This is a genomic window from Streptomyces sp. SBT349, assembly GCF_001083795.1.
In the GTDB taxonomy this organism is placed as follows: domain Bacteria; phylum Actinomycetota; class Actinomycetes; order Streptomycetales; family Streptomycetaceae; genus Streptomyces.
In genome coordinates this window covers 1-8,039 of sequence record NZ_LAVK01000341.1, presented here as the reverse complement: position 1 = coordinate 8,039, position 8,039 = coordinate 1, and the positions used below count along the sequence as shown (strand labels likewise).

Genomic DNA, 8,039 nt, shown 5'->3' with positions numbered 1-8,039 from the left:
GGGGTCGGTGAGGGCGTCAGGCATAGGGGCTGTCGGCGCCCGCGGCGACGGCCCCGGCCGCCCGGCCGGGGCAGCAGCCCAGGGGGCAGACGTCGTGGGAGGCGCCGAGCGTCCCCCGCGCCGCGCGCCGCGGGGCCTCGCGCCGCTCGGTGGCGGCGCGTTCCAGCACCAGGTCGCGCACCCCGGCGACGAAGCGCGGGTCGGCGCCGACGGTGGCGGACCTGACGACGGGCAGGCCCAGGGCCTCGGCGGTGGCCGTCGCCTCGGTGTCCAGGTCGTAGCGGACCTCCATGTGGTCCGAGACGAAGCCGATCGGGACCATCACCACGGCCGGCGCCCCCTTCTCGTGGACGGCGCCGAGGTGGTCGTTGATGTCGGGTTCGAGCCAGGGGATGCTCGGCGCGCCGCTGCGGGACTGGTAGACGAGGTCCCAGGGGTGGTCGCGCCCGGTCGCCTCGCGCACCGCCTCGGCGACGGAGCGGGCGGCGTCGAGGTGCTGGGCGACGTAGGCGCCCCCAGCGCCGTGCACGTGCGGGGGGCCCGAGGTCTCGGCCGAGGCCAGGGGGATCGAGTGGGTCGTGAACGCCAGGTGCGCGCCGTCGCGGACGGCCTCGGGCAGCAGGGCCAGGGCGGCGAGCACCCCGTCGGTCACGGTGTCCAGGAAGCCGGGGTGGTTGAAGTAGTGGCGCAGCTTGTCCACCCGCGGCAGCGCGACGCCCTCGGCCTCCAGGGTGGCCAGCGCCCCGGCCAGGTCCTCCCGGTACTGGCGGCAGCCGGAGTAGGAGGCGTAGGCGCTGGTGGCCAGCGTGAGAACGCGGCGGTGACCGGCGGCGGCCATCTCGCGGAGCGTGTCGGTCACATAGGGCGCCCAGTTCCTGTTGCCCCAGTAGACCGGGAGGTCCACGCCGTGCTCGGCGAAGTCGGCGCGGAGGGCGGCCAGCAGCGTGCGGTTCTGCTCGTTGATCGGGCTGACGCCGCCGAAGAGGTGGTAGTGCGCGCCCACCTCGGCCAGCCGCTCGCGCGGGATACCGCGCCCGCGCGTGACGTTCTCCAGGAAGGGAAGGACGTCGTCGGGGCCCTCGGGACCCCCGAAGGAGAGCAGCAGCAGGGCGTCGTACGGATCGGAGACGAGGGCGCGGTCCATGGCGTCACATCCTGCCACCCGCCCCTCGGCGGCCCCGAGGTCCGTCCCGGCCCTCCCTCCCCGTTCCCCCGCGGATTCCTTGCGCGAGGTTCCGCCATTCGGCCGTACGCGCACATTTTCCGCACGGTACTGACACATATCGGGCGAGACGTGCGGGGATAGTTACCACTCTGCCGCGTCTGTGAGCCTTGTCACCCTTGCGGGTGGGGAAAGGGCGGGCCAACTCCCGTCTCCGGGGGAAAGTTCGGTGGCGCGGCGCCCTATCCGCTTGGCCCCAATGGAGTAGTGTGAAATTCCTGGCCTTGGCCCGCGGTGGCCCGTGTGCGCGCAATTCGCTCGCGCTGGTCACCACACGTGGCAAAGTGGTGACTGTGCCACAACAGCGGCTCAAGACCATGGCCCGACACGCCGGGCAAGTCAGCAAGGTTGTGGCAGGCTGCACCCGGGCAAGTCACACTCGTCTAGCGGGAGCAGCGACGTAGGTGACGTCGGCAGGCACCACCGGGAGGTCCTCGTGCCCGAACTGCGTGTCGTGGCCGTGAGCAATGACGGCACACGCCTGGTGCTCAAGGCTGCCGACAACACGGAATACACCCTGCCCATCGACGAGCGGCTGCGCGCCGCCGTGCGCAATGACAGGGCGCGCCTCGGCCAGATCGAGATCGAGGTCGAGAACCACCTGCGCCCGCGCGACATCCAGGCGCGCATACGAGCCGGCGCGACCGCCGAGGAGGTGGCCCAGTTCGCGGGGATCCCCGTGGACCGGGTGCGGCGCTTCGAGGGCCCCGTGCTCGCCGAGCGCGCCTTCATGGCGGAGCGGGCCCGCAAGACGCCGGTGCGGCGTCCGGGAGAGACCGCGGGGCCGCAGCTCGGCGACGCGGTGGCCGAGCGGCTGCTGCTGCGCGGCGCGGACAAGGACGCGGTGCGCTGGGACTCCTGGCGGCGCGACGACGGCACCTGGGAGGTGCTGCTCGTCTACCGGGTCGCCGGCGAGACGCACTCCGCGAGCTGGACGTACGACCCGCCGCGCCGCCTGGTGCAGGCCGTGGACGACGAGGCGCGGGCGCTGCTGGGCGAGACGGACGACACCCCGGAGCCGAGCACGCCGTTCGTGCCGCGGATCGCGAGGCTGCCGCGGGAGGGCGAGCGCTCCCCCGCTCCCCGCACCTCCCCGGAGAACGACGCGGACTCCCTGACCAGCCTGCTGGAGGCCGTGCCGAGCTTCAGGGGCGACCTGGTGGTGCCGGAGCAGCCGGGGCCGCCCGCCGCGGTGGCCTCGGCCGAGGAGCCGGAGAACGAGGACGTGCCGCCGGTACGCGGGGGCACCGCCCCCGCCCCCGCCGCGTCGGCCGGCTCGACCTACGCGGATGTGCTGATGCCGCGTTCGGTCGGCGGGCACCGCGACCGGCTCACCGGCTCCACGGACCGTCAGGCCGAGGCGGACGGCGTCCGCCCCGGCCGGCGCGCGGCGGTGCCGAGCTGGGACGAGATCGTCTTCGGCACGCGGCGCAAGAAGAAGGACTGAGCGCGAGAGGGCCGGGAGGTCCGGAGCGGTCCCGGCGGCCCCCGCCCCGGATCAGCCCGGCTCCTGGCCCTTCGCGACGGGGCGCCCGGGGTCGGCGGTCCACTCGCTCCAGGAGCCGGGGTACAGCGACGCCTCGACGCCCGCCTCCGACAGGGCCAGCACCGCGTGCGCGGCGGAGACGCCGGAGCCGCAGTAGACGCCCACCGCCGTGCCCGGGGTGACGCCGAGCGCGGCGAAGTGGGCGGCCAAGTCGGCCGGTTCGCGCAGCCGGCCCTCCTCCCCCACGTTCTCCGTGGTCGGCGCGGAGAGGGCGCCGGGGATGTGCCCGCCGACCGGGTCGATCGGTTCGACCTCGCCTCGGTACCGCTCCCCCGCCCTGGCGTCCAGCAGCACACCGTCCCTGGCCAGCCGCGCGGCGCCGTCGGCGTCCAGGACCGGCAGGGCGCCGGGCACGGGCACGAAGTCGCCCTCGGCGGGCTCGGGGACCTCGGTGGTCACCTCGCCCCGCCAGGCGCCGATCCCGCCGTCGAGGACCCGCACCCGCTGGTGACCCCCGTATCGCAGCAGCCACCAGGCGCGCGCCGCGGCCCAGCCCTGCCCGCCGTCGTAGACCACCACGGGGCGGCCGTGCGAGACGCCGGCCCGGCGCATGGCGGTGCCGAAGATCTCCGGGTCGGGCAGCGGGTGACGGCCGCCGGGTCCCGGCGGGGCGGCGAGTTCGCTCTCCAGATCCACGTAGACGGCCCCGGGCAGGTGGCCCGCCTCGTACGCGGAGCGGCCGGGGGGACCGCCGAGCCGCCAGCGCACGTCGAGCAGCACGGGCCGCTCGGGAGGTGCCGTTCCGGGGCCGAGTGCGGCGGCGAGTTCGGGTGCCGGGATCATTGCTGTCATGGGCCCATTCTCCCCGTGACGAGGGGGAGACTCGTGAGGGCGGGTAACGGCAGTGGCGTGATGGTCCTTGAGGAGAGAAGAGACAGAATGACCGAGGCAGCGAGTCCGCCGGTTTCCGGAACGCACCGCTGGGTGAGTCTGATGGTGCACGACCTGGCGGCGAGCCAGGAGTTCTACGGTGGCTTGTTCGGCTGGGAGTTCGACGAGGGGCCGGAGCCGCTGGGCGCCTATGTCAGGGCGCTGCGCGACGGGCAGCCCGTGGCGGGGCTCGGCGAGATCGCGCAGGGTGCGCAGCGCGTGGTCGCGTGGCTGCCGTACATCGCGACCAGGGACGTGGACGGCACGGCGGCGCTGATCCGCGAGAGCGGCGGCACGGTCGCCGTGGGGCCGCTGGACGCCGAGCACGTGGGGCGGCTGGCGATCGCCTCCGACGTCAGGGGCGCGGCCTTCGGCCTGTGGCAGGGCCCGCCGCGACGGCGGCCCGGACCGTTCCAGGGGCACTCGGGCGCCCCCGTGTGGAACGAGCTGATCACCTTTGAGACGGCGGGGGTCGGCAAGTTCTACTCCATGGTGTTCGGTTACGAGTCGGCACCAGAGCCCGCGCTGCCCCCGGGCAGTGACTATCTGACGCTGCGGCTCGCGGGCCGCCCGATCGCCGGGATCCGCGGGGTCGCCGAGGCGGTGCCGCAGGACCGGGGCCCGCACTGGCTGACGTACTTCTCGGTGCCGGACGTGGAGGAGGCGGTGGACCTCGCCGTCCGGCTCGGCGGGCGGCAGTTGACCGAGCCCGAGGTCTCGCCGTTCGGGCGGTGGGCGCAGGTGACCGACCCGGAGGGCGCGCCGTTCGCCGTCATCCGCAGGGCCAAGCGCGACTGAACGGGGCCGGTTTCGGCGGCGGGGCGCGTCCCGCCGCCGGGGCGGTCACCGCCCCGGCATGGGGTCCGGGGGAAGCACCTCGGGCGAGATGGGGCCCGCGCCCGCCGCGGCCGCGGTCAGCCGCCTGCGGTGGTGGCGGCGGCAGAGGACCTCGTAGCCGACCTCGCCGCCCGGGTCCACGGCGCCCACGACGACCTGCGCGCCCTCGACCACCATCCGCCCGCCCACGGTGCGGGCGTTGTGCGTGGCCCTGGCCCCGCACCAGCACAGCGCCTCCACCTGGAGGACCTCCACCCGGTCGGCGAGCTCGATCAGCCGCTGGGAGCCGGGGAAGAGGCGGGTCCTGAAGTCGGTGGTGATGCCGAACGCGAAGACGTCGATCCCCAGGTCGTCCACGACGCGGGCCAGCTGGTCGACCTGCTCGGGCGAGAGGAACTGCGCCTCGTCCGCGATGACGTAGTCCGTACGCCCGCCCGCGGTCAGGTACGTGACGAGGTGGGCGTGGAAGTCGAAGCGCTCGTCCGTCTCGACGGCGTCGGCGACCAGGCCGAGCCGCGAGGAGAGCCGGCCCGCGCCCGCCTGGTCGTTGCGCGTGAAGATCATGCCCCTGAGGCCACGGGCCGATCGGTTGTGCTGCATCTGAAGGGCGAGGGTGCTCTTGCCGCAGTCCATCGTGCCCGAGAAGAAGGCGAGTTCGGCCACAGTGACTCAGCTCCAGGTGGGTGCGTACTCAGGTGCGTACTTCGAGGAGCGGAACGAGCTGCTCGGCCGGGGTCACCGAGCCGTGCATGCCGATGAGCGCGGACTCCTTGGGCTCGGTGACGCTGGCGACCACGCTGGCCAAGCCGGTCATCGCCACCACCACGTCCCCGATGCGGGACCGGACCCGCTCCTCGACCCCCGCGCCCGGCGGCCCGAACCAGCCGAGCTCGACGGCCTCGTCGCGGGTCGCGACCCACGCCTGGCCGGCCAGCACCTCGCGCCACACCGCGTACACGTCGCTCGCGGCGCCCGGCACCGCGTAGAGGTGGCGGGCGCGGCCCTCGCCGCCGAGGCGGGCCACGCCCGCGCGCAGCTCCCAGTCCTCGTCGAAGTCGAACCTGCACTCGGGGGTCCGGGGCACGTCCACCATGCCGTGGTCCGCGGTGATGTACAGCGCGGAACGGGGCGGCAGCTGCTCGGAGAGCCGCTGGGCCAGGCCGTCGACGAACCGCAGCTCGCGGCGCCAGGCGTCGGAGTCCATGCCCTGCCGGTGGCCGGTGCCGTCCACCTCGGCGTAGTACGTGTAGACGAGCGTGCGGTCGCCCTCCGCCAGCCGGCGCGCGGCCACGTCCATGCGCTCCCCGGCGTCGAGGCGGCCGACGAAGGTGCCGCCGGAGAGGGCGACCCGGGTGAGCGGCGTCCGCACGAAGTGCGGCGCGGAGACCTGCGCCGTGCTCACGCCCGCCTCGTGCGCACGCTGGAAGATCGTCGGGTGCGGCTGCCAGTCCCCCGGCTCGGTCCACGGGTCCCAGCGGAGCTGGTTCATGAGCTCGCCGGTCTCCGGATTCAGCACCTTGTACCCGGCCAGGCCGTGGGTGGCGGGGGCGAGCCCGGTGCCGAGGGAGGCGAGTGAGGTCGCGGTGGTGGCCGGGAACCCCGCGGTGATGGGGGCGCCCGTGCCGGCCCGCGAGGTGGGCAGCAGGGAGGTGAGGAACGGGGCGGACTCCGGGTTCGCGCGCAGCGCCTCCCAGCCGAGGCCGTCGACGAGGAAGACGCAGACCCGGTCGGCCGGCGGCAGGCGGAGCCCCGAGGTCACGCCGGGGACCCCCAGCCCCTCCGCCACCGCGGGCAGGAGGTCGGCGAGCGACCCGGATCCGTACCGGGGCGCGGGCGCCGCACGCGGGTCGAGCGGCGCGGGGTCGTCGGCCGGGGAAGGGGAGACCTCCCAGCTGCCAGGCCGGGGAAGGGTCACCTGCCGGCCACCGCCGTCGCCTCGGAGAGCGCCTGGGCGAAGTCGAGCGTCTGGCGCACCGTCTCGGGGCCGTCGCCCGCCTCGCTGATGCGCAGGGAGAGGTCGTCGGCCGTGCTGGACCCGGTGTAGCCGTGGTCCGCCTCGCAGTTGGGGTCGCCGCAGCTGGCGGGCTCCATGTCGATGCGGGCGACGGCGCCCCAGCCGATGGTGAGGACGACCTCCCGGGGCAGCGTGCCCGCCGCGTACGACTGGGGGTCGGCGACGACGCGGCTGATCACCACGGAGGCGATGCGGGAGAGCTTCACCGACTCGGTGGAGGTGGTGGCGTAGGGCGCGGGCGCCGTGCTGTCGGCCGACTGCTCGTCGGTGTGGCTCACGATGAAACGGGTGCCGGTCAGCACGAGGACGGTGGCGTGCCGACGCACTTCGTTGCTGTCGAAGGTCGTCTCCTGGTGGACCAGGAAGGAGACGACTGGCTCCCGTCCGACGGCGGCCTCCACCGCCTCGGCGACCAGCGCCGGGTAGTACCCGCTGCGCTCGATCGCCTCCCGCAACCCCTGGGACGTCGTACCGGTCTTCGCCATGCGCCCATCCTACGGGGCGGCACGGTTCCGGGAAGGGCCACTCGGCGTCAGTATGCGGGGAGGCGGCGCGGGCCCAGATCCGTGCGCGGTGGCGGGGGCGCGACGCGGACCGCCGCGGCCAGCACGGTGACCCCGTGGGGGGCGACGACCACCGGTTCCAGCTCGGCGGAGGCGACTTCGGGGTGGTCGTCGAGGAGGCGGCCGAGCCGTAGCAGCAGCTCTTCCAGGGCCCCGGTGTCCACCGGGCTCGCGCCGCGCCAGCCGAACAGCATGGGCGCGGCCCTGATCGCGCGCACCAGCTCCGCCGCGTCCCGGTCGGTGACGGGGAGCAGCCGGTGCGCGAGGTCGCCGAGCAGTTCGGAGGGCGGCCCGGCCAGCCCGAACGAGAGGAGCGCGCCGACGGCGGGGTCCACCGTCGCGCGGACCACGGTGTCCACGCCGCGCGGCGCCATCGCCTGGACGACCAGGCCGGGGTCCGTGGCGGTATCCGCCTCGGCGAGGTGGCGCGCTCGCCGACCCGGGCACCGACGCCGTCGTGGTCACCGTCGTCCCCACCGTCCGCGAGGACCCGCCCACCGACCGGGAGTTCACCGAGGCGCTGCTCGCCGCGGTCACCGAAGCCGGAACCGGCGCGGGCAAGCCCGTGGTCGTCGCCCATCTCGCACTCGACGGGCTCGCCGCCGCGCTCAGCGCCCGCGGCCTGCCCGCCTACCCCTCCGCGGAACGGGCGGTCCGCGCCCTCGCCCAGGCGGTCCGGTACGCGCGGTGGCGCGCGGGGTCCACCGAGCCCGGGCGCGTTCCGGTGTACGACGACATCGACGAACCGGCCGCCGCCCGGCTGCTCGCGGACGCGGTGGACCCCGCGCGCGCCGAGGGGCCGCTCCACGCCACCCCGCTGGACGCGGACCGCACCCGCGAACTCCTCGCCGCCTACGGCATTCCCGTGCCCCCCGTGCTGCCCGCCCCCGACGCGGACACCGCGGTCGCCGCGGCGCGGAGCGTCGGCTACCCGGTGGCCCTCAAGCCCACCGCCCCCCACCTGCGGCACCGCGCCGACCTCGGGGG

General features: G+C 75.1%; 8 protein-coding genes and 1 pseudogene. 3 read left to right on the top strand and 6 right to left on the bottom strand.

Translation table 11 applies throughout. The features are described 5' to 3' along the window. Nucleotides 1-16: 16 nt before the first annotated feature. Complete coding sequence (locus tag ADY01_RS29295) at nucleotides 17-1,144, bottom strand: ferrochelatase (RefSeq protein ID WP_049579514.1); 1,128 nt, start codon at nucleotides 1,142-1,144, stop codon at nucleotides 17-19. Between the two features lie 514 nt (nucleotides 1,145-1,658). Between ADY01_RS29295 and sepH the strand changes: the two genes are divergently transcribed. Further along, nucleotides 1,659-2,669: a septation protein SepH gene (gene sepH, locus ADY01_RS29290; RefSeq protein ID WP_049579512.1), complete on the top strand. Its 1,011-nt coding sequence runs from the start codon at nucleotides 1,659-1,661 to the stop codon at nucleotides 2,667-2,669. A 51-nt stretch (nucleotides 2,670-2,720) separates the two neighbouring features. Here the strand turns inward: sepH and ADY01_RS29285 are convergent, their stop codons facing one another. Beyond that, nucleotides 2,721-3,560 (bottom strand): sulfurtransferase, encoded by an 840-nt coding sequence (locus tag ADY01_RS29285; protein WP_049579510.1) that lies wholly within the window; start codon nucleotides 3,558-3,560, stop codon nucleotides 2,721-2,723. 87 nt (nucleotides 3,561-3,647) lie between these two features. Here ADY01_RS29285 and ADY01_RS29280 point away from each other — a divergent pair, with 87 nt between their 5' ends. Next, nucleotides 3,648-4,436 carry a VOC family protein gene (locus ADY01_RS29280; protein ID WP_049579508.1) on the top strand — a complete coding sequence of 263 codons (789 nt, stop codon included), beginning with the start codon at nucleotides 3,648-3,650 and terminating at the stop codon, nucleotides 4,434-4,436. Nucleotides 4,437-4,481: 45 nt separating this feature from the next. Here ADY01_RS29280 and ADY01_RS29275 read toward each other — a convergent pair whose 3' ends face one another. The 4 genes and pseudogenes from ADY01_RS29275 to ADY01_RS29260 form a co-directional block, all read right to left on the bottom strand. Beyond that, entirely contained in the window at nucleotides 4,482-5,138 is a 657-nt protein-coding gene (locus ADY01_RS29275; RefSeq protein WP_049579506.1) for a thymidine kinase, read from the bottom strand. A 28-nt stretch (nucleotides 5,139-5,166) separates the two neighbouring features. Next, complete coding sequence (locus ADY01_RS29270; RefSeq protein ID WP_049579505.1) at nucleotides 5,167-6,390, bottom strand: alkaline phosphatase family protein; 1,224 nt, start codon at nucleotides 6,388-6,390, stop codon at nucleotides 5,167-5,169. Then, nucleotides 6,387-6,974: a DUF5998 family protein gene (locus ADY01_RS41025; protein ID WP_049579503.1), complete on the bottom strand. Its 588-nt coding sequence runs from the start codon at nucleotides 6,972-6,974 to the stop codon at nucleotides 6,387-6,389. The genes ADY01_RS29270 and ADY01_RS41025 overlap by 4 nt, the downstream gene beginning before the upstream one ends. A gap of 47 nt (nucleotides 6,975-7,021) precedes the next feature. Further along, nucleotides 7,022-7,456 (bottom strand): annotated as a pseudogene (locus ADY01_RS29260) (acetate--CoA ligase family protein); the annotation flags it as partial. A gap of 53 nt (nucleotides 7,457-7,509) precedes the next feature. Here ADY01_RS29260 and ADY01_RS29255 point away from each other — a divergent pair. Continuing rightward, nucleotides 7,510-8,039, top strand: a 530-nt coding sequence (locus ADY01_RS29255) for an acetate--CoA ligase family protein (RefSeq protein ID WP_049579499.1), incomplete at its 3' end; no start/stop codon positions are given.

Coding starts and splice junctions, on each gene's coding strand:
- ADY01_RS29295 (WP_049579514.1), bottom strand. CDS start 1,144: ATGGACCGCGCCCTCGTCTCCGATCCGTACGACGCCCTGCTGCTGCTC.
- ADY01_RS29285 (WP_049579510.1), bottom strand. CDS start 3,560: ATGACAGCAATGATCCCGGCACCCGAACTCGCCGCCGCACTCGGCCCC.
- ADY01_RS29280 (WP_049579508.1), top strand. CDS start 3,648: ATGACCGAGGCAGCGAGTCCGCCGGTTTCCGGAACGCACCGCTGGGTG.
- ADY01_RS41025 (WP_049579503.1), bottom strand. CDS start 6,974: ATGGCGAAGACCGGTACGACGTCCCAGGGGTTGCGGGAGGCGATCGAG.